The sequence below is a fragment of the Streptomyces sp. DI166 genome (assembly GCF_900091315.1).
Lineage (GTDB): Bacteria > Actinomycetota > Actinomycetes > Streptomycetales > Streptomycetaceae > Streptomyces > Streptomyces fuscus.
In genome coordinates this window covers 1-20,770 of the sequence record NZ_FLSP01000121.1, presented here as the reverse complement: position 1 = coordinate 20,770, position 20,770 = coordinate 1, and the positions used below count along the sequence as shown (strand labels likewise).

Annotated in this window: 16 protein-coding genes; 6 read left to right on the top strand and 10 right to left on the bottom strand. The window is 71.6% G+C overall.

All coding sequences use genetic code 11. From position 1 onward, the window contains the following. A partial coding sequence (locus GA0115233_RS35680; protein WP_369691393.1) for a tetratricopeptide repeat protein occupies positions 1-851 on the bottom strand: 851 nt, incomplete at its 3' end. Positions 852-960: 109 nt separating this feature from the next. On the opposite strand from GA0115233_RS35680, the gene GA0115233_RS35675 reads away from it, so the two are divergent. From GA0115233_RS35675 to GA0115233_RS35665, 3 genes are read left to right on the top strand one after another with little or no spacing between them, the layout of a single operon-like run. Continuing rightward, positions 961-2,400: a S8/S53 family peptidase gene (locus GA0115233_RS35675; protein ID WP_093724484.1), complete on the top strand. Its 1,440-nt coding sequence runs from the start codon at positions 961-963 to the stop codon at positions 2,398-2,400. Then, positions 2,397-3,035, top strand: a complete 639-nt coding sequence (locus GA0115233_RS35670) for an RNA polymerase sigma factor (RefSeq protein ID WP_093724483.1) — start codon at positions 2,397-2,399, stop codon at positions 3,033-3,035. Before GA0115233_RS35675 ends, GA0115233_RS35670 begins: the two co-directional genes overlap by 4 nt. Beyond that, a complete protein-coding gene (locus GA0115233_RS35665; RefSeq protein ID WP_093724482.1) occupies positions 3,032-3,490 on the top strand; it encodes a hypothetical protein in 459 nt (152 codons plus the stop codon). Before GA0115233_RS35670 ends, GA0115233_RS35665 begins: the two co-directional genes overlap by 4 nt. A gap of 1 nt (position 3,491) precedes the next feature. On the opposite strand, the gene GA0115233_RS35660 is transcribed toward GA0115233_RS35665, so the two are convergent. From GA0115233_RS35660 to GA0115233_RS35635, 6 genes are all read right to left on the bottom strand, one after another. Next, entirely contained in the window at positions 3,492-4,712 is a 1,221-nt protein-coding gene (locus GA0115233_RS35660; RefSeq protein ID WP_093724481.1) for a cytochrome P450, read from the bottom strand. Between the two features lie 58 nt (positions 4,713-4,770). Continuing rightward, positions 4,771-5,553 carry an N-formylglutamate amidohydrolase gene (locus tag GA0115233_RS35655; RefSeq protein WP_093724480.1) on the bottom strand — a complete coding sequence of 261 codons (783 nt, stop codon included), beginning with the start codon at positions 5,551-5,553 and terminating at the stop codon, positions 4,771-4,773. A 14-nt stretch (positions 5,554-5,567) separates the two neighbouring features. Further along, complete coding sequence (locus GA0115233_RS35650; protein WP_176712056.1) at positions 5,568-6,128, bottom strand: DinB family protein; 561 nt, start codon at positions 6,126-6,128, stop codon at positions 5,568-5,570. A 40-nt stretch (positions 6,129-6,168) separates the two neighbouring features. Further along, complete coding sequence (locus GA0115233_RS35645; protein WP_093724479.1) at positions 6,169-7,233, bottom strand: hypothetical protein; 1,065 nt, start codon at positions 7,231-7,233, stop codon at positions 6,169-6,171. A gap of 39 nt (positions 7,234-7,272) precedes the next feature. Beyond that, on the bottom strand, positions 7,273-7,635 hold the full coding sequence (locus tag GA0115233_RS35640; RefSeq protein WP_093724478.1) for a twin-arginine translocation signal domain-containing protein: 363 nt from the start codon (positions 7,633-7,635) through the stop codon (positions 7,273-7,275). 165 nt (positions 7,636-7,800) lie between these two features. Further along, the gene (locus GA0115233_RS35635; protein WP_093724477.1) at positions 7,801-10,020 is read right to left on the bottom strand and encodes an NADP-dependent isocitrate dehydrogenase; all 2,220 of its coding nucleotides are present in this window, start codon (positions 10,018-10,020) and stop codon (positions 7,801-7,803) included. Positions 10,021-10,297: 277 nt separating this feature from the next. Between GA0115233_RS35635 and GA0115233_RS35630 the strand changes: the two genes are divergently transcribed. After that, the gene (locus GA0115233_RS35630; protein ID WP_093724485.1) at positions 10,298-11,839 is read left to right on the top strand and encodes a M1 family metallopeptidase; all 1,542 of its coding nucleotides are present in this window, start codon (positions 10,298-10,300) and stop codon (positions 11,837-11,839) included. A gap of 10 nt (positions 11,840-11,849) precedes the next feature. Here GA0115233_RS35630 and GA0115233_RS35625 read toward each other — a convergent pair whose 3' ends face one another. The 3 genes from GA0115233_RS35625 to GA0115233_RS35615 all read right to left on the bottom strand — a co-directional run bounded on the left by GA0115233_RS35625 (position 11,850) and on the right by GA0115233_RS35615 (position 15,013). Next, positions 11,850-12,950 carry a mechanosensitive ion channel family protein gene (locus GA0115233_RS35625; protein ID WP_093724476.1) on the bottom strand — a complete coding sequence of 367 codons (1,101 nt, stop codon included), beginning with the start codon at positions 12,948-12,950 and terminating at the stop codon, positions 11,850-11,852. Positions 12,951-13,166: 216 nt separating this feature from the next. Next, positions 13,167-13,928, bottom strand: coding sequence for a crotonase/enoyl-CoA hydratase family protein (locus tag GA0115233_RS35620; protein ID WP_093724475.1), 762 nt, complete (start codon positions 13,926-13,928; stop codon positions 13,167-13,169). Between the two features lie 44 nt (positions 13,929-13,972). Beyond that, complete coding sequence (locus GA0115233_RS35615; protein ID WP_093724474.1) at positions 13,973-15,013, bottom strand: lysylphosphatidylglycerol synthase transmembrane domain-containing protein; 1,041 nt, start codon at positions 15,011-15,013, stop codon at positions 13,973-13,975. Between GA0115233_RS35615 and GA0115233_RS35610 the strand changes: the two genes are divergently transcribed. Continuing rightward, positions 14,978-16,885, top strand: a complete 1,908-nt coding sequence (locus GA0115233_RS35610) for an ABC transporter ATP-binding protein (protein WP_093724473.1) — start codon at positions 14,978-14,980, stop codon at positions 16,883-16,885. The genes GA0115233_RS35615 and GA0115233_RS35610 overlap by 36 nt on opposite strands. A 74-nt stretch (positions 16,886-16,959) precedes the next feature. Continuing rightward, a partial coding sequence (locus GA0115233_RS35605) for a glycoside hydrolase family 2 TIM barrel-domain containing protein (protein ID WP_107406487.1) occupies positions 16,960-20,770 on the top strand: 3,811 nt, incomplete at its 3' end.

The window sequence follows — 20,770 nt, the reverse complement described above, 5'->3', positions numbered from 1 at the left end:
GCCCGCGCCGCCACCAGCAGCAGCTCCGCCTTGCGCGTGGACTGCCCGCCGATCTCGTCCAGCACCCCGATCGCCGCGTCCGCCTCCGCCAGCGCCTCCGGGGCGAGCCCCGCCGCCATCAGCACCTCGCAGCGCCGGATGTCCAGCATGAACGTCGGCGTGCCCAGCTTCGCGTACCGCTCCTCCGCCTCGTCCAGCAGCCGCAGCGCCGCCGGGATGTCCCCCGACCGGAACGCCGCCAGCCCCCGGCTCTCCACCGCGTCCGCCTTGTCGTGCTCCTGGCCGGTGGTCTCCCACAGCGCCTCGGCCGCCGTGAAGTCCGCGTCCGCCCGCTCCACCGCGCCCAGCGCCAGATGCACCGTCGCCCGCAGCGTCAGCGCCCGCGCCGTCCAGATCACGTCGTCCGCCTGCCGCAGCACCGGGATCGCCCGCCGCACGTCCTCCAGCGCCTCCCGGTGGTGCCCCAGCACCCACCACACGTACGCCCGCCGGTACAGCACCCGCGCCCGCGTGTGCCCGGCACCGCGCGCGATCCCCCGCTCGAACGCCGCCAGCCCCTGCCGGGTACGCCCCGCGTGCACCAGCGCCACGCCCAGCGTGCCCAGCACGTCCGCCTCCCGCTCCGCGGAATCGGCGCGCGCGGCGAGATCGCGGGCCCGGCGCAGATGGTCCAGCGCGAGGCGCATGTCGCCGAAGTCCCGCTGCCAGATACCGATCACCTGGTGCGCCACCGAGGCGTGCAGCGGTGGGGGATCGGCACCCAGCACCCGCTCGGCCCCGGCCAGCGCCTCCCCGGGAGCGGCGAACACCTTCGGCAGCAATTCGAGAACCGAGTCGCTTCCCGCTGTCACTCCACGGATGGTAGTGGTGCACGTTGCCGACCACACAGGTTTGGCGCTGTATCAATCCGCGGCCCGGCGACTCTGTCTGACGACTGTCGCCTCAGGGGGAGGACACGCCATGGCACCACAGCGATTCCACGAGCAGTTCGAGCAGATCCAACGCTCCATGCCCGACGTCCCGTTGGCGATGGGCCCGGACGACTCCGCCGAGTTCCTCTACGAGAAGGGTGTCGTCCTCGCCCGGGACGGCGAGGAGGCCCGCGTCGTCGAGGACACGGTCCGTCAGCACTTCACCACCTTCGCCGGGCTCACCGCCGACCATGTACGCCGGGCGAGCCCGGAGACCAACCGCTCCGGCATCACCCGCATCCAGGTCGGCGACCCCGGCCAGGGCGACCGGAGCGGGGACCCGGCCGTCGCGGGCGCCCTGCACGCACTGCGCGCCACCGAGGGCCGGGCCGGACGGCGCCTGGTCAGCCGCAACCACGTGGTGTCCATCGCGGTCAACGCCTGCCCCGGCGACGAACCCGTACCGGCCCCGCTCACCCAGCAGCCCAACCCGGCCGCAGCGGAGGGCACTTACGACCCCGACACCGCCGTCGGAGTCCTCGTCGTCGACACCGGACTGATGCGCGACTACAGCTCCTACCCCCTGCTCGCACACACCGACGGCGACCTCCAGGTCAAGGAGTGCGACGACGACGGGATCCTCCAGCAGTACGTCGGACACGGCACGTTCATCGCCGGACTCGTCGCCGCCGTCGCCCCCAACACCGGGATCACCGTCCGCAACACCCTCAACGACGCGGGCGCCATCCTGGAGTACGAGTTCGGCGACAAGCTCTTCGAGGCCGTCGAACGCGGCGGTTGGCCGGACATCCTCAGCCTGTCCGCGGGAACCTCCAACGGCCGCACCGACGGACTCCTCGGCCTCGCCGCCTTCATGGAGGAACTGCGCACCCGGCGCACCCTGTTGGTCGCCGCCGCCGGCAACAACGCCAGCGCCACGCCGTTCTGGCCCGCCGCGTACGCCGACCTGCCCGAGTACGCCGACTCCGTGCTCTCGGTCGGCGCGCTGCGCGCGGACGGCGAGTTCGGCGCCTGCTTCTCCAACCACGGCCCCTGGGTGAAGGCGTACGCCCCCGGCGAGCGGCTCACCAGCTCGCTCACCGGCTTCGACGTGCCCGTCCCGTACGTCTACCAGCACTCCACCTACGACGCCTGCCGGTTCGGCTTCGCCTACGTCTGCACCTGCCAGTCCCCGCGCCACACCGGCGTGCTCAGCGAGGAGCGGGCCGCGGCCCCCACCGGCAAGCCGGACCAGGTGATGTTCGAGGGGTTCGCGCACTGGAGCGGCACCTCCTTCGCCACCCCCGTGGTCGCCGGGATGATCGCCTCGCACATGACCGCGCACAAGGAGACCGACCCGCGCGTCGCCCGCACCCAACTCCTCGCCTCCAGCACCGAGTACGCCGAAGTGCGCGGGGCGCATGTGCCGGCACTGCGCCCGCCCACGTGGAGCCCGGTTCCCGTGGTGCCGCTCAGTCCTCCGGCATGAGGCTCGGAACCGTCCCCTCCGCGGCGTACGATGACTTGCCGTACACGAGGGGTGGGGCCGTGGATCGTGCTGAAGTCGGCGCGCTTGTCCAGTCCGCCGTCGACGGGGACGCGGCGGCCTGGAAAGCGCTCGTGGAAGGACTGAGCCCGCTGGTGTGGTCGGTGGTGCGCGCACACCGGCTCTCCGACGCGGACGCCCACGAGGTGTACCAGACGGCCTGGTTCCGGTTCGCCCAGCACCTCGGGCGAATCCGGGAACCGGACAAGGCCGGGTCGTGGCTTGCGAGCACAGCGCGGCACGAGTGCCTGAAGGTGCTGAAGAATTTACGGCGGCTGACGCCGACGGACGACCCGCAACTGCTGGACCGGGTCAGCGAGGACCGCACCCCGGAGGAGTCCCTGCTGGACTCCGAGGACGCCGCCGCGCAGAGCGAACGCGTCCGCCGGGTGTGGCAGGAGTTCGAGGAACTCGGCGATCGCTGCCGCCAGTTGCTGCGGGTACTGATGTCCTCGCCGCCGCCGAGCTATCAGGAGGTGTCCGCGGCCCTGGGGATCGCCGTGGGCAGCATCGGACCCCTGCGCCAGCGCTGCCTGCGCCGTCTCAGGGCCCGACTCGACGCACGGGGAGCGCTGTGAACGACGACACCACGCACGAGGACTACCGGGACACCCTCCTGGAGGAGGAACTGCGCCGGGCCGCCGCCATCCTGGACCCGGTCCCGGCGGAGCTGACCCGTATCGCCGTCGACGCCTACGCCCTGCACGACCTCGACGCCAGGATCGCCGAGCTGACCTTCGACTCGGTGACGGACGCCATCCCGGTACGCGGCGCCACGGACGTCCCCCGCATGCTCACCTTCACCGCGGGTGAGGTCACGGTGGACGTCGAGGTCACCGGGGAGGGTCTGCTGGGCCAGGTCCTGCCGCCCCAGCCGGCCGGCATCGAGGTCCTCGGCGGCCCGCAGCAGACCCGCTCCCTGACGGCGGACACGATGGGCCGCTTCACCACCGACACCCCGGTCACCGGCCCGTTCGCGCTACGGCTGCGGACCGGCGGCGAGGTGGTCGTCACGGAGTGGACGCGGGCCTGAGTCACCAGGCGCAGGGCAGGGACCGCGGGCCGCGGATCATGGTCTTCCGGCGCCAGGGGACCTCCTCCGGGGCCACCGCGAGCCGCAGTCCCGGCAGGCGGTCGAGCAGGGTGTTCAGAAGGAGTTCCGTCTGGTGGCGGGCCAGGACCGAGCCGGTGCAGTAGTGCGGCCCGTTGCCGAAGGCCAGGTGGGGCGGGGCGTCGCGGTCCGGGTCGATGCGGTCGGGATCGGCGTAGACCTCCGGGTCGCGGTTGGCGGCCAGGTAGGAGACGTACACCGGGTCACCGGCGCGGATGCGCACGCCGTGCAGTTCGACGTCCTCCAGGGCGATCCGGGCCAGGCCCACGCTGCTGCGGTGCGGGATCCAGCGCAGCAGTTCGTCGATGACGGCACCCCGGTCCTCGGGGCGCTCCCGCCATCGCGCCATCAGCTCGGGGCGGGTCAGCAGCAGGTACAGCATCTGGCCGCAGTTGTGGGTGACGGCCTCGCCGCCGATCTGGAGCGGTCCGGCGAGGCCCACCGCCTCGGTCTCGCTGATCTCGCCCCGGTACACGGCGGCGCCCAGCAGCGAGTACACGTCGTCGCCCGTGCTGTGGGCGCGGGACCGTACCGTCTCGGTGATCCAGCCGTACAGGCCGTTCTTGGCCCGTTCGGCGTCCTCGGCACCCGTGGTGGAGATGATCGTCCGGGTCCAGGAGTGCACCTGGGCCTGCTCCGCCGCCGGTACGCCCATCACCTCGCTGACCACGGCCAGCGGGAACGGCTCCAGCACCCGCTCGACGAGATCGGCGGGCGGGCCGTCGCGCACGACGCCCTCCATGAGGTGGTCCAGGATGCGCTGGGCGCGCGGGCGCAGCCGCTTCATCGCGCCCACGGTGAACGCGCCGGCGACCGGCCGCCGCAGCCGGTTGTGGTCGGGCTGGTCGGCGAAGGCGAGCGAGCCGGGGCGCGGCTTGAAGTGCGGTGCCATCCGGGTCACCTGACGCCGGGTGACCTCGGCCCGGCCGAAGCGCGGGTCGTTGGTGATCGCCTTCACGTCCTCGTACCGGGTGGCCAGCCACGCCCAGCCCTCGCCGAACGGCAGCCGGATGCGGGTCAGCGGCCCCTCGCGCATGAGTTCGGCGAGGACCGGGTCGAACTGTGTCCCGGTGAGGTCCTTCGTCGGCCACTCCCGGATCTCCGGCGCGGCCGGGTCGCTGAGCGTGGTGGTTTCCTCAGTCATGCCCACCACCCTCACCGCGGCCCGGCCCGCTGTCGCCCGGGAGTGCTCCAGGCGGAGGTCACCCGGGCAGCGCGTCCACCAGCCGGGCGAGAGCGGTCGCGAGCCGCAGCAGTCCGGGTCCGGCCGGGCCGCCCGGTTCGGTCATGTAGGTGTCGCGCCGGATCTCCACCATCAGGGCGCTCACCCGCGGGTCGGCGCCGTAGAACTCCAGTGGTACGTACGTTCCGCTGAACGGGCTGTCCAGACCGACCTCCCCGCACTCCCCGAACGCCTCCCGGGCCGCCGTGAGCAGGCCCGGCGGGGTGTGGAAGGAGTCGGTGCCGAGACAGACGGCGGGCCGGGGCCCGTCACCGTGCAGTTCGTAGGGCAGCGGCTCGCTCGGGTACGAGTGCACATCCACGACCACGGCCCGCCCGGTCGCCGCCAGCCGCCCGGCGACGGCGTCCGTCATCGCCTCGGCGTACGGCCGGAAGTAGCGCGCCAGCAGCGGTTCCGGGTCGGTGTCCGCGGCCCGCAGCACGTCCTTGTGCGTGGTGCGGGTGTAGACGGCGCCCATGCCGACGGCGAGCATCTCCTCCCGCTCGTCGGGGAACCGCTCGGGGTCGACGACCAGCCGGGACAGCCGGTTGGTGAACACCCACGGCCGCAGCCCGCACCGCTCGGCGGCCTCCGCGGCGAGCAGCGCGGTGTGGGAGTCGGTGATGTGGTCCAGCTCCCGGGCGAGCGCCGCGTCGTCCAGCACGATGCCGGGCCGTACGTCGGCGGGGATCTCCCGGGAGGAGTGCGGGACATGGAGGATCACGGGGGAGTGCTCGTCCCCGGGGGACAGCTCGAAGTTCATGGGCTCCTTGTCTCCTACTGTCCGACCCGGCCGTCGACGCACTCGCGCAGCAGGTCGGCGTGGCCGCAGTGACGGGCGTACTCCTCGACGCGGTGCACCCACAGTTCGCGGACGGAGTTGTTGTCCTCGCCCACGCGGGCCGCCGGGTCCGGGTACCGCGCGAACGCCGCGTCGGTCTCCGCCTGTTCACGGGCCAGGTCGGCGAACGCGCCGTCGACCAGCGCCTGTTCCCCGGCCGCCCCGTCGAAGTCGGCGTCCCGGGCGCCGTACAGCTTGGGCTCCGGTTCCCTGGGCGTGATCCAGTTGCGCCAGTCCCGCTCCACCTCGGCGAGATGGCGGACGAGGCCCAGCAGGGACATCGTGGACGGCGGCACCGACCGGCGCGCCAACTGCTCCGGCGTCAGGCCCTGACACTTCATCTCCAGGGTGAGCCGGTAGTCCCGCAGCACTTGGCGCAGGGTCTCCAACTCGCCCTCCGGGCCCGGCCCGTCGTTGTCGCGGGGGTCCTGGTCGGGGTCCGTCCACATGTCCGGGTACACGGTCGCCCGGGTCCATCGCTCGGGTGTGTCAGTCACGGGCCTCACGATGGTGAGCGCGGGCGCGGGGTGCAAGCGATTAATCGCGCACCGCCCAGCGGTGGAGCGTCTCGGTGCGGTCGTCGTACGTGAGCCAGGTGCCGTCACCCAGCGCCGTCACGTAGCTGTCCACGCGACCCCCGGGGTACGTGACGCACCCGCGTATCTCCAGGGTGCGGGCGTCCAGCAGCCAGTGGCGGGCGCGGTCGGTGTCCTCGTCGGAGTCGAGGGTGGAGGCGATCACGGTGTCGGCGTCGACGAATCCGCAGAGGTGGTCCCAGCAGGGGGTGTCCTCGTCGTCCTCACCCGTGTCGGGTTCCCGCTCGGCGAGGACGGTGCCGTCCAGGGCGTGCAGGCGCAGGTCGGCGCCGTAGTGCTCGACAGTCAGGAACCCCGGGTGCTTGGGGTGGACGTCGGAGAGGATGCGGTCCGTGGACTCTTCATGATCCCAACTGGTCAGCCGTACGCCGTCCCAGCGACCCCAGTGGATCAGGATGCCGTCCTGCCCCATGCCGATACACAGGCCCATGTGCGTGCCGTCCGGGTGGGAGAGCTGGTGCGAACCGGACGCGGCGCTCTCCAGCGGCAGCCGTGCCAGCTCCCGGCCGTCCCGGGCGTCCAGGACGACCCAGCACTCCTGCCACTGACCCGCTTCGGGCTCCAGCACGACATGCGCCCAGACTTGCCGGCCGTCATCGGAGATCCGGCACGAGCCGCTCTCGAACCCACGGCACACCTGCTGCTCGTCGCCCGAGTGGGGGTGGCCGATCTCCGGCCCCCAGCAGCCGTGCCGGTACTCCCACAGCGTCTCGCCGCCGACGCCCACGGCCCGTACCGCGCGCTGCCCGGAGAACACCGCGAACCGGCCGTCCGGGCTCACGGAGTGCACGCCGTGCTCCCACCCGGGCCAGGGCAGAGGGAACACGGCGAGCGGCGCGGAGTCCCCGGCGAAGACCTCGTACAGGTCGTAGGCCTCCAGCTCGTGCCCGTTGCGCAGGATCGCGCGGGGCGTCATGCCCCCACGGCTGTCCAGCGCGAACCCGTTGACCAGAGCGCGCCCTCCCGGCAGCCGGACCGAGTCGCGCAGGTGTGCGTTGATCGACATGGGCCGAATGTACGGCAGGGCACTGACAACGGGGTGAAGTCAGTTCAGCGGGGCCGGCTTGGGGGTGCCGTAGAAGGTGATCGGCGGCCAGCCCTTGGACGCTGCCAGCTCGTTGAGGGCCTCGGCCACCTCGGCGGGGCTGACTTCGTAGGCCGCCGGGGCCTCGGTGTTCTGGACCCGGAACTCGATCTCGACCTCCATGGTCGTGCCGGTGGGGTCCGCGCCGGGCCTCCAGGTCCGGCCCTTGAAGAATGTCTGGGGGTCGAACTCGGTCGCCTGTGCCCCCGCGTCCTCCGCCTCCGCCGCCTGCGCGGGCGTCGCCCCCGCCGTGCTGCCGAGCACCGCGCCCGCCGCCGTCGTACCGGAGTAACCGAGCAGGGAGCGTCGCGAAATGCTGGACATGGTTCCCCTCCTGTGCGTGCCGCGCGGGTGTCTCCCGTGGCCGCGGCAGTGATCGTAAGCATGATCGAAGGCCGTGCAGGGCTGAACCGGATCATCCGTTTTACCTGGGAAAACGCCGGAAGGCCGGTCCCTTTCGGGGCCGGCCTTCCGGTTCGGGTCAAGACGTCAGCTCAGGGACGCCAGGGCCTCGTTCCAGGTCGCGGACGGGCGCATGACGGCCGAGGCCTTCGCCGGGTCCGGCTGGTAGTAGCCGCCGATGTCGGCCGGGGAGCCCTGGACCGCGAGGAGCTCCTCGACGATCTTCTGCTCGTTGGCCGCGAGGGTCTCGGCGAGCGGCGCGAACGCCTTCGCCAGGTCCGCGTCGTCGGTCTGCGCCGCCAGCTCCTGCGCCCAGTACAGGGACAGGTAGAAGTGGCTGCCGCGGTTGTCGATGCCGCCGAGGCGACGGGTCGGGGACTTGTCCTCGTTGAGGAAGGTCGCCGTGGCGCGGTCGAGGGTGTCGGCGAGGACCTGGGCGCGGGCGTTGCCCGTGGTCTTCGCGTACTGCTCCAGCGACGGCACCAGCGCGAAGAACTCACCGAGGGAGTCCCAGCGCAGGTAGTTCTCCTTGACGAGCTGCTGGACGTGCTTCGGCGCGGAGCCGCCCGCGCCCGTCTCGAACAGGCCGCCGCCCGCCATCAGCGGGACGACCGACAGCATCTTGGCGCTGGTGCCCAGCTCCAGGATCGGGAAGAGGTCGGTCAGGTAGTCGCGCAGCACGTTGCCGGTGACGGAGATGGTGTTCTCACCGCGGCGGATGCGCTCCACCGACAGCTTGGTCGCCTCGACGGGGGACAGGATGCGGATGTCCAGGCCCTCGGTGTCGTGCTCCGGCAGGTACTGCTTGACCTTGGCGATCAGGTTGGCGTCGTGCGCGCGGTTCTCGTCCAGCCAGAACACGGCCGGGTCGCCGGTGGCGCGGGCGCGGGTGACGGCCAGCTTCACCCAGTCCTTGATCGGCGCGTCCTTGGTCTGGCAGGCGCGGAAGATGTCACCGGCGGCGACGGGCTGCTCCAGGACGACCTCGCCGTTGCCGTCGACCAGGCGGACCGTGCCGGCGGCCGGGATCTCGAAGGTCTTGTCGTGGGAGCCGTACTCCTCGGCCTTCTGCGCCATGAGGCCGACGTTCGGGACCGAGCCCATGGTGGACGGGTCGTAGGCGCCGTTGGCCCGGCAGTCGTCGATGACGGCCTGGTAGACACCGGCGTAGGAGGAGTCCGGCAGCACCGCGAGGGTGTCGGCCTCCTGGCCGTCCGGGCCCCACATGTGGCCGGAGGTGCGGATCATGGCCGGCATCGAGGCGTCGACGATCACGTCGGACGGCACGTGCAGGTTGGTGATGCCCTTGTCGGAGTCGACCATCGCCAGGGCGGGGCCCTCGGCCAGCTCGGCGTCGAAGGACGCCTTGATCTCGGCGCCCTCGGGCAGCGCGTCCAGGCCCTTGAAGATGACGCCCAGACCGTCGTTCGGGGACAGGCCGGCGCCGGCCAGGACCTCGCCGTACTTGGCGAAGGTCTTCGGGAAGAAGGCGCGTACGACATGGCCGAAGATGATCGGGTCGGAGACCTTCATCATGGTGGCCTTCAGGTGCACCGAGAACAGCACGCCCTGGGCCTTGGCCTCGGCGATCTGCGCGGTCAGGAACTCGCGCAGCGCGGCGACGCGCATCACGGAGGCGTCGACGACCTCACCGGCGAGGACCGGGACCGACTCGCGCAGCACGGTGGTGGAGCCGTCCTCGGCCTTCAGCTCGATACGGAGCGAACCGGCCTCGGAGATCACGGCGGACTTCTCGGTGGTGCAGAAGTCGTCGGCGCCCATCGTCGCCACGTTCGTCTTGGACTCGGCGGTCCAGGCGCCCATGCGGTGCGGGTGGGTCTTGGCGTAGTTCTTGACCGAGGCGGGGGCGCGGCGGTCGGAGTTGCCCTCGCGCAGGACCGGGTTCACGGCGGAGCCCTTGACCTTGTCGTAGCGGGCCTGGATCTCCCGCTCCTCGTCGGTCTTCGGGTCGTCCGGGTAGTTCGGCAGCGCGTAGCCCTGGGCCTGCAGCTCGGCGATGGCGGCCTTGAGCTGCGGGATGGACGCCGAGATGTTCGGCAGCTTGACGATGTTGGCGGCGGGCGTCTTGGCCAGCTCACCCAGCTCGGCGAGGGCGTCCGGGATGCGCTGGTCCTCAGTCAGGTACTCCGGGAACACCGCGATGATGCGGCCGGCCAGCGAGATGTCCCGCGTCTCCACGGCGACACCCGCCTGCGAGGCGTACGCCTGGACCACCGGCAGGAAGGAATACGTCGCCAGGGCCGGGGCCTCGTCAGTGTGCGTATAGATGATGGTCGAGTCAGTCACCGGGTGCTCCGCTCCACGTCTGCAACATTGCTCGACATCAAGATATCTCGTGATCGCCCCCGACTCGACAGGGGTCCGTACCGCGGAGGGCGGGCGGCGGGCGCGAAGGGCGAGATCCGGACGCGCGGGGCGGACGGGCGGCGGGTTCCGGATCCGCGGGAGACGGGTTCCGGTCGGAAGTGCAACCTCCGGTGGTGATTCGGTGGTCATGCAGGTGGATCACTCATCCGAGGTGAGGCCGGACCTGACCACCCGGCCGTCCGAGCGAAAGCAGACCATGAGAAACCGCACCAGAGTGACAGCCCCGGCCGCCCTGATCGGCACCGCCGCCGTCCTGGCGGTGGCCCCCACCGCCCACGCCGCGAAGGCGAAGGGCGGCGGCACCCCCGGCCCCGAGACCCTCGGCGACCCCGTCTACCCCGCCCTCGGCAACGACGGCTACCGCGTCTCGTCGTACCACCTCGACTTCGCCTACGACGGGACGACGAAGCTGGTCGACGCCACCGCGACCCTGCGCATCCGCACCGCCCAGGCGCTCAGCCGGTTCTCCCTGGACGCCCTCGGCCTGGACGTGCGCTCCGTCCGGGTCGGCGGGCGGCGCGCCGCCTTCGAGCAGGTGGCGGAGAAGCTGCGGATCACCCCGGCCGCGACCCTGCCGGCGAAGGCCGGGGTCACGGTCTGCGTGGAGTACGCCGCCGACCCGCGCCGCAGCCTCGCGCACACCGGCTGGGTCGCCACCCCGGACGGGTTCGCGGTGGCCTGCCAGCCCGACTCCGCGCACACGGTCTTCCCCTGCAACGACCACCCGGTGGACAAGGCCGACTTCACCTTCCGGCTCACCGTGCCCTCCGGTCTGCGCGGCGTGGCGACCGGGCAGCTCGTGCGCACCGAGCAGCTCGCCGGTGGCCGCACCGCGTACACCTACCGTTCCCGCTCGCCGCTCGCCACCGAGCTGGTGCAGATTACCGTAGGCGACTACGTCGTCAGGGACCGGCAGGGCCCGCACGGGCTGCCGCTGCGGGACGTGGTGCCGACCGCGCGGGCCGCCGCGCTGGAACCGGCGCTGGCGCTCACCCCGGCTCTGGTGGAGTGGGTCGAGCAGCGCCTCGGGGCGTACCCCTTCGAGACGTACGGTCTGCTGCCGTGCAACTCCGACGACCCGGAGCCGTTCGACTTCACCGGCCTGGAGACCCAGACGCTCACCATCTACCGGCCGAACTACCTCCTCCAGGAGGAGGCGAGGATCGGCTCGCACATGATGCACGAGCTGGTCCACTCCTACTTCGGCAACAGCGTCTCCCCGGCGAGCTGGGCCGACCTGTGGCTGAACGAGGGCCACGCCGACTTCTACGGGCTGCTGTACCGCTACGAGCGCGGCTGGCCCGACTCGCTCGGCATGACCACGCTCGAAGCGCGGATGAAGCACACGTACGCACTCGGCGACCAGTGGCGCAAGTCCTCCGGTCCGGTGGCGGCGCCGAACGCGGTGAACCTCTTCGACAGCCAGCGCTACCTCGGTGGCGTCCTCGTCCTGTACGCGCTCCGGCAGCAGGTCGGCGAGGAGGCGTTCAACGCCCTGGAGCGGGCCTTCCTGGAGCGGTACCGCGACTCCTCCGCGTCGACGGAGGACTACATAAACGTCGCCTCCGAGGTGTCCGGCCAGGACCTCTCCGGCTTCCTGCGGGACTGGCTGTACGGGACGAAGACGCCCCGGATGCCCGGCCACCCGGACTGGACGGTCACCCCGGTGAGCCCGTCGGCGTCGGCCGCCCCGCGCAACCGGCGGAGCGGCCACCACGACAACTCGGCGACGCTCTGAGACGTCGGTGTCAGTCGAGCCGGGCGGGGGAGACGACCTCGCCCGGCTCGTCCTCGGCGACGCGCTGCTGCGGAATGGAGAGCGAGCCCTGCTGGATGGCCACCGTCCGGGTGGGCGCCGGGATACGGATGCCTTCCTGGCGGTAGCGGCGGTGCAGCCGCTTGATGAACTCGTGCTTGATCCGGTACTGGTCGCTGAACTCGCCGACGCCGAGGATCACCGTGAAGCCGATCCGGGAGTCGCCGAAAGTGTGGAAGCGGATGATCGGCTCGTGGTCCGGCAGCGCGCCCTCGACCTCATCCATGACCTCCCGGATGACCTCGTTGGTCACCCGCTCGACCTGGTCCAGGTCGCTGTCGTAGGCGACGCCGACCTGGAGCAGGATCGTCAACTCCTGCTCGGGGCGCATGAAGTTGGTCATGTTTGTCTTCGCGAGCTGCCCGTTGGGGATCACGACCAGGTTGTTGGAGAGGTTCCGCACCGTCGTCTGGCGCCAGTTGATGTCCTCGACGTAGCCCTCCTCGCCACTGCTCAGCCGGATGTAGTCACCGGGCTGGACGGTCTTGGAGGCGAGGATGTGGATGCCGGCGAAGAGGTTGGCGAGCGTGTCCTGGAGGGCCAGCGCGACCGCCAGACCACCGACACCGAGTGCGGTGAGCAGCGGCGCGATGGAGATGCCGAGGGTCTGCAGCATCACCAGGAACCCGATCGCGAGGACCAGGATCCGGGTGATGTTGACGAAGATCGTGGCCGACCCCGCGACCCCGGGCCGGGACTGGGTCACCGTCCGCATCACCCCGGCGATGCCCCGGGCGGAGGCCAGCGTCACCAGGAAGATCAGCAGCACCGTCAGCGACTGGTTCACATGGCGCTGAACCGTCCTCGTCAGCGGCAGCGCGGCCCCCGCGGCGGCGGCGCCGCCCAGCACGGCCGCCCACGGCAGCACACTGCGCAGCACGTCCACGATCAGATCGTCGCCGCTCCAGCGGGTGCTCTCGGCGTGCTTGCCGAGCCAGCGCAGCAGCAACCGGAGCAGAAACGCGGCCAGCAGACCCGCGGCCACCGCGATCCCGGCGACGACCCAGTCGTCCATGGTGAGATCCCGATTCACCGGTCACCTCCGAGAGCGGAAGCGGCGGTGAAGTACCCCGCTGTCGACCGGATGTGAAGATTCGTCACGTTTTCCCCTGCTCGAATTCCCGACTGTACCGTCGCGCGCGGACGGGCACGACGGTTCATCCTGCCGTACTCCGCACAGTAGTTCGTGCCGCGAGGGTGGCCGTGCGGGAGCGGAAGGGGGCGCACGGCCCCGGCCGCCGTGCGCCCGTCACCCCTCGAACGATCCGTGCCGCCCCGCCCCCGCCGCGAACCGGGCCGCCCCCTCCAGGCTCTCCGTCAACACCGCCGAACCGTGCCGGAGTTCGGAGCGCAGGGCTTCCTGCTCGGTCAGGCCCTCCTGGGCCAGTACGGAGGCGCGGTCGGCGCGTAGGCAGGGCTGGGGGAAGGCGGCGATCGTGGTGGCCAGGGACTCCGCCTCCGCGCGGGCCCGGCCCGTGGGGACCACCCGGTTCGCGAGGCCGATCTCGTAGGCCTCCCGGGCCGGGACCGGGCGGCCGGTGAGGATCAGGTCCATCGCGCGGCTGGTGCCGATGAGGCGGGGCAGGCGTACCGTGCCGCCGTCGATCAGCGGGACGCCCCAGCGGCGGCAGAAGACGCCGAACACGGCGTCCTCCTCCACCACCCGGAGGTCGCACCACAGGGCCAGTTCCAGGCCGCCCGCCACGGCGTGCCCGGCGACCGCCGCGATCACCGGTTTCGACAGCCGCATCCGGGTCGGGCCCATCGGGCCGTCGCCGTCCTCGGTGACCCGGTTGCCGCGGTCGGTGCCCAGCGCCTTCAGGTCCGCACCCGAGCAGAACGTGCCGCCCTCGCCCCACAGCACCGCCACCCGCGCCTCCTCGTCGGCCTCGAAGTCCCGGAAGGCGTCGGCCAGTTCGGCGGCGGTCGGCCCGTCCACGGCGTTGCGGGACTCGGGGCGGGACAGGATCACCGTGGTGACGGCTCCCTGACGTTCGACGCGCACCGGCATGGTGAGACCCCTCTTGTTGGCGACGGCGACCAGGGGAGTGTTCCTCAGATCACCTTCCTCCGCACCAGCACCCCCAGCGTGACCGCCCCCGGCAGCAGCGGGAGCCAGATCGTGATGAGCCGGTACGCCAGCACCACCGCCGTCGCCACCGGCGCCGCACCGCCCGCCGCCACCAGCGCCACGATCAGCGCCGCCTCGACCGAGCCGAGTCCGCCGGGGGCGGGGATCGGGGCGGCCGCGGCCGTGGCGGCGAAGTAGGCGACCGCCACATGCAGGGGCGGTACGTCCAGGCCCAGCGCCTGCCCCACCGCGACCAGCCCGGCCACCTGGAGGGCCGCGAAGCCGAACGAGCCGCCCCACAGGGCGAGCACCCGGGACGGACGGCCGTGCACCGCGCGGGCCTCGCCGAGCGCGGTACGCAGGAAGGAGGCCACCGTGGTGCGGACCCTGCGGATCAGGGCCAGGCCGCCCGCCGCCAGCGGCAGCGCCACCGCCGCGGCCAGGACGAGCGGGGCCGCCACCCCCGCGGGCAGCAGGCTGCCCAGGCGCAGCGCGTCGGGGAAGGCCAGCAGCAGCCCGCCCAGCAGCACGCCCCGGGCCACCGCCCCGGCCAGCATGTAGAGCGCCAGGGCCGCCGAGGAACGGGACAGCGGCAGCCCGCGCACCGTCATGAACCGCAGGTTCACCGCGCTCGCGCCGACTCCCGTCGGCAGCAGATGGTTGGCGGCGCTCGCCGCGAACTGCGTGGCCAGCAGCCGGCCGAAGGGCAGCCGCTCCGGCACGGCACCCTGCCGGCTGACGGCGGCCGCCACCCAGGTCCCGCAGGTCGCGGCAGCCGCGGCCAGCAGCCACGGCCACCGCGCGGTGGCCAGATGCGCGAACCCCTCGGCCAGCACGGCACGGTGCCGCACCGCCACCACCGCGACCAGCAGCAGCGGCAGCAGGCACAGGAACTGACGGACCGGGAGACGCGACGCCTGCGACTTCCCGCGAGTGATTCCCTGCGGAGCATTGACCTCAAGGGAACTTGAGGTCCTAGGTTCTCTCGCATGAGCATGGAGACCACAGCCTGGACACAGCTGCATTCCGTCATGAACGCCGAGCAGGAGCGCCGTCCCTTCGCGCGTGAGACGCTGCGCCGGATCGCGGCGTTCGCCCGCCCGCACCGGGCGCGGATCGCGCAGTTCGTGGGGCTCGGGGTGATCACCGCGCTGCTCGCCGTGGCCACACCCGTGCTGGCGGGCAAGGTGGTCGACGCGATCGTGTCGGGGGACGACGACGGCAGGGTCGTACGGCTGGCCCTGCTCATCGCGCTGATCGCGGTACTTGAGGCGGCGCTCGGCATCCTCGCCCGGCGGCTTTCGGCGTCGCTCGGGGAGGGCCTCATCCTGGATCTGCGGACTGCCGTGTTCGATCATGTGCAGCGCATGCCGGTCGCGTTCTTCACACGCACACGTACGGGAGCGCTGGTCTCCCGTCTCAACAACGACGTGATCGGAGCCCAACGGGCTTTCAGCAACACCCTGTCCGGAGTCGTCAGCAACCTGGTCACTCTGCTGCTCACCCTTGTCGTGATGCTCACACTTTCCTGGCAGATCACCCTACTTGCACTGGCGCTGCTCCCGGTGTTCGTCGTCCCGGCCCGCCGCATGGGCCGCCGGATGGCCAGGATGACCCGGGAGGCCGCCACCCTCAACGCCGCGATGGGCACCCGGATGACCGAGCGCTTCTCCGCCCCCGGCGCCACCCTGGTCAAGCTCTTCGGACGGCCCGAGCAGGAGTCCGAGGAGTTCGCCGCCCGCGCCCGCCGCGTCGCCGAGATCGGCGTACGCACCGCCACCGCCCAGTCGGCGTTCATCACCGCCCTCACCCTGGTCTCCGCCCTCGCGCTCGCCCTGGTCTACGGACTCGGTGGCTGGTTCGCCCTGAACGGCAGCCTCGAACCGGGCGCCGTCGTCGCCCTCGCCCTGCTGCTCACCCGCCTGTACGCGCCGCTGACCTCGCTCGCCGGGGCGCGCGTGGAGGTGATGAGCGCCCTCGTCAGCTTCGAGCGCGTCTTCGAGGTCCTCGACCTCGAACCCCTCATCCAGGACCGGCCCGACGCCAAGGACATCCCAGACGGCCCGGTCGCCGTGGAGTTCGACGACGTCCACTTCGCCTACCCGTCCGCCGACAAGGTCTCCCTCGCCTCCCTGGAGGAGGTCGCCGCCCTCGACACCCGCGGCGGCTCCGCGGTCCTGCACGGCGTGTCCTTCCGCGCCGAACCCGGGCAGACGGTCGCCCTCGTCGGCTCCTCCGGCGCCGGCAAGTCCACCATCGCGAGCCTGCTGCCCCGGCTGTACGACGTGGACTCCGGCGCCGTACGGATCGGCGGCCTCGACGTCCGCGAGGTGAGCGCCCGGTCCCTGCGCGGGACCCTCGGCATGGTCACCCAGGACGGCCACCTCTTCCACGACACGGTCCGCGCCAACCTCCTCCTGGCCCGGCCCGAGGCGGACGAGGAGGACCTGTGGGACGCGCTGCGCCGCTCCCGCCTCGACGACCTCGTACGTTCCCTGCCGGACGGCCTGGACACGGTGGTCGGCGAGCGCGGCTACCGGCTCTCCGGCGGTGAGCGCCAGCGCATGACCATCGCCCGGCTGCTGCTGGCCCGCCAGCGGGTGGTCATCCTCGACGAGGCCACCGCCCACCTCGACAACACGTCCGAGGCCGCCGTCCAGGAGGCCCTCGCCGAGGCCCTGGACGGCAGGACCGCCGTCGTCATCGCGCACCGGCTGTCGACCGTACGGGCGGCCGACCTGATCCTCGTCGTCGAGGACGGCCGGATCGTGGAACGCGGCACCCACGACGAACTCCTCGCCGCCGACGGCCGCTACGCCGAGCTGTACCGGACGCAGTTCTCGGACTCTCCGGTGGGGGAGCGACCCGCCGACGTCGCGGAGATCGCCGTGGGGTAGCCGTCCGCGACCTAGGGTGACCCTCGTTCCCGGCAGTCACCCGCTGTCACCAGCGGTTGAGGAAGGCCACGTCCATGCCGTACGCGACCGTCAGCCGCCGCCGTCTGCTGGAGGGCGGCGCAGCCCTCCTCGGCGCCCTCGCCCTCCCCGCCGCACTCGCACGGGCGGCGGGCGAGACGGAGTGGAACGGCTCCGTCGACGTCTTCCGCGTCGGCACCGAGCCCCCGCACTGCACGCTCATGCCGTACGCCGACACCGCCCAGGCCCTGACCGCCGACCGCACCGCCTCCCCGTACCGGCTGAGCCTCGACGGCACCTGGAGGTTCGCGTACGCGGAGCGCCCCGCCGACCGCGACCCCGACTTCCACCGCACCGGCCTCGACGACAGCGGCTGGGACACCCTGCCCGTGCCCTCGGTGTGGCAACTGCACGGCTACGACCGCCCGATCTACCTCAACATCACCTACCCCTACTGGGGCGCCAACGGCCACGGCGAGGAACCCCAGCCACCGGCCGTGCCGACCCGCTACAACCCGGTCGGCCAGTACCGCCGCACCTTCACCGTCCCCCGCGACTGGACCGGACGCCGGGTCTTCCTGCACTTCGAGGGCGTGAAATCGGCGCACTACGTGTGGATCAACGGCCAACTCGTCGGCTACGACGAGGACTCCTACACCCCGTCCGAGTACGACATCACCGAGCATCTGAAGCCCGGCACCAACCTGATCGCCGTCGAGGTCTACCGCTACTCCGACGGGGACTGGCTGGAGGACCAGGACATGATCCGGCTGAGCGGCATCTTCCGCTCGGTGTACCTGTACTCCACCCCCACCGTCCACCTGCGCGACTTCACACTCGACACCCCGCTCGGCGACGACTTCACCACCGCCGAACTCGCGGTCACCGCGAGCGTGCGCGCCTACGAGGGCGCCACCCCCGGCACCTACACCGTCGAGACCCAGTTGTACGACGCCGACGGTCACCCCGTCTGGTCCCGGCCGCTGCAACAGACCGCTCGGGTCGGCGCGCCCGGCGCCGACACCACCGTACGGTCGGCGAAGGCCGTACCCGCGCCCCAGTTGTGGTCGGCGGAACGGCCGTACCTCTACACCGCCGTCCTCAGCCTGCGCGACCCGGCCGGACAGGTGACCGAGACCCTGTCCCACCGGGTCGGCCTGCGTGAATTCGCCCTGCGGGACGGGCTGATGCGCATCAACGGGCAGCCCGTCTCCCTGCGCGGTGTCAACCGCCACGAGATGCACCCCGACCGAGGCACCGCCCTCACCCGCGCCGACCTGGTCCGCGACATCGAGCTGATCAAACGCCTGAACATCAACTCGGTCCGCACCTCGCACTACCCCAACAACCCGCTCTGGTACGAACTCGCCGATGAGTACGGCCTCTACCTCGTCGACGAGACCAACCTGGAGACCCACGGCATCCACAAGAACTACCCCGGCGACCACCCCGAGTGGACCAAGGCCTGCGTGGCCCGCGCGCAGAACATGGTCCACCGCGACAAGAACCACGCCTCGGTCGTCATCTGGTCCCTCGGCAACGAGGCGGGCGGCGGCAGCACCTTCCGCGCGATGCACGACTGGATCGCCGCCAACGACCCCACCCGCGTCATCCAGTACGAGGGCGACGACCGGCCCGGCGTCAGCGACATCCGCTCCGAGATGTACGACACCCCCGCCAAGGTCGAGGAGCGCGCGAGGGACACCGGTGACAACCGCCCGTACGTGATGATCGAGTACGCGCACGCCATGGGGAACTCCAACGGCAACCTCAAGGAGTACTGGGACGTCGTGCGCCGCCATGACGTGCTCCAGGGCGGCTGGATCTGGGACTTCGCCGACCAGTCCCTGACCTGGCCCACGCCCGTGCGGCGACTGTTCACCGAGACCGGGCCGCTCGGCCTGCGCGGTGAGACCCAGGCGGCGTACGGCACGTTCGACCGGGCCAAAGGGCTGCACGGCGGGACGGTGTTCGGGCGGGACGCGCGCCTGGACCTCACCGGGTCGCTGACCTTGGAAGCCTGGATCACCCCCGGTTACCCGGGCTACCAGCAGCCGATCATCACCAAGGGGGACACGCAGTACGCGCTGAAACAGTCCGGCAAGCGCCTGGAGTTCTTCATCCACTCCGGCGGAGAGTGGATCAGCGTCAACTGGGTGCTTCTGGTGGATGGTTGGCGGGGTCGTGAGCATCACGTCGCCGGGGTCTTCGACGCGGCGGCGGGCTCGCTGACGCTCTACGTCGACGGTGTGGTCCGGGCGACCCGGGCCACCACCCGTAGGCCCGGCGTCAATTGCGCGCCCCTCGCCCTGGGCACCGATGCCGACCACGCCAACAGGGAGTTCGCGGGCACGATCCGGCGCGCCCGCGTCTACGCCCGCGCGTTGAGCGCCGCCGAACTCGCCTCCGACCGGCGCACCCCGGACGACACGGGCGTGCGGTTCTGGTTCGACGCGGCCACCGTCGCCGTCACCGAGAAGCAGCCTTCACGGAAGACCTTCCTCGCCTACGGCGGTGACTGGGGCGACAACCCCAACGACGGGAACTTCGTCGCGAACGGCATCGTCACCGCCGACCGGGGGCACACCGGCAAGGCTGCCGAGGTCAAGCGCGTCTACCAGGCCGTCGACGCACGGCTCGGCGAGGACCGCAGGGTCACGCTGGCCAATGAGTACCTGTTCACCAACCTCCTGGAATTCGACGGTAGTTGGACGCTGCTCGCGGACGGGGAACCGGTGCGGCAGGGTGCGATCGGCCGCGCCGAGCTGGACGTACCGCCGCTGTCGAGCCGGAAGATCCCCCTCCCGGCCGACCGGCCCGCCGACGACCCGACGCGCGAGTACTTCCTCCAACTCTCCTTCACCACACGGCAGTCGACGAAGTGGGCTGCGGCGGGCTTCGAAGTGGCACGGTGTCAACTGCCGCTGAGCGCAAGCGTTCCCGCACCGGTCCCGATCCGCCTGGGGAGTGTCCCCGCCCTGGCCCATGTCGACGGCGAGCGGGCCGTCACCGTCACCGGGCGGGACTTCTCCGTCTCCGTCGACAAGGCGCTCGGGGTGCTCAGCTCCTACGAGGCCGGCGGCGCGCGGCTCCTCGACTCCGGGCCCGTGCCCAACTTCTGGCGGGCGCCCACCGACAACGACAAGGGCAACCGCCAGCACATCCGCAACGAGACCTGGCGCGACGCGGGCGCCCGGCGCCAGGTCACCGGAGTCCGGGTGCGCGCCCTCGACGACCGGGCGGTCGAGATCACGGTGACCGGCACCCTGCCGACCACCGTGCGGTCCACGTACACCACCGTGTACACCGTCTTCGGCAACGGCGAGATCAAGGTCGCCCACACCCTGCACCCGGGCGCCGCCTCCCTGCCGTACATCCCGGAGGTCGGCACGGTCCTCTTCCTCCCCGGCCGCCTGGACCGGCTGCACTACTACGGCAGGGGCCCCGAGGAGAACCACTGGGACCGCAACAACGGCACCGACGTGGGCCGGTACTCGGGCACCGTCGACGAGCAGTGGACCCCGTACGTCCGCCCGCAGGAGAACGGCAACAAGACCGACGTGCGCTGGGCCGCGCTCACCGACGCCGACGGGGCCGGGCTCCTGATCACCGGTGAACCCCTGCTGGAGATCAACGCCTCCCGCTTCACCCCGGAGGACCTCTCGCTCGGGGTGCGGCACGACTACCAACTCACCCCGCGCGAGGAGATCGTGCTGCGGGTCAACCACCGTCAGATGGGCGTCGGCGGCGACAACAGCTGGGGCGCCCACACCCACGACGCGTACAAGCTCCCGGCCGGCCGCGACTACTCCTACACCTATCGGCTGCGCCCCCTGACCGACCTGGCCGAGGCGCCCAAGGCCTGGC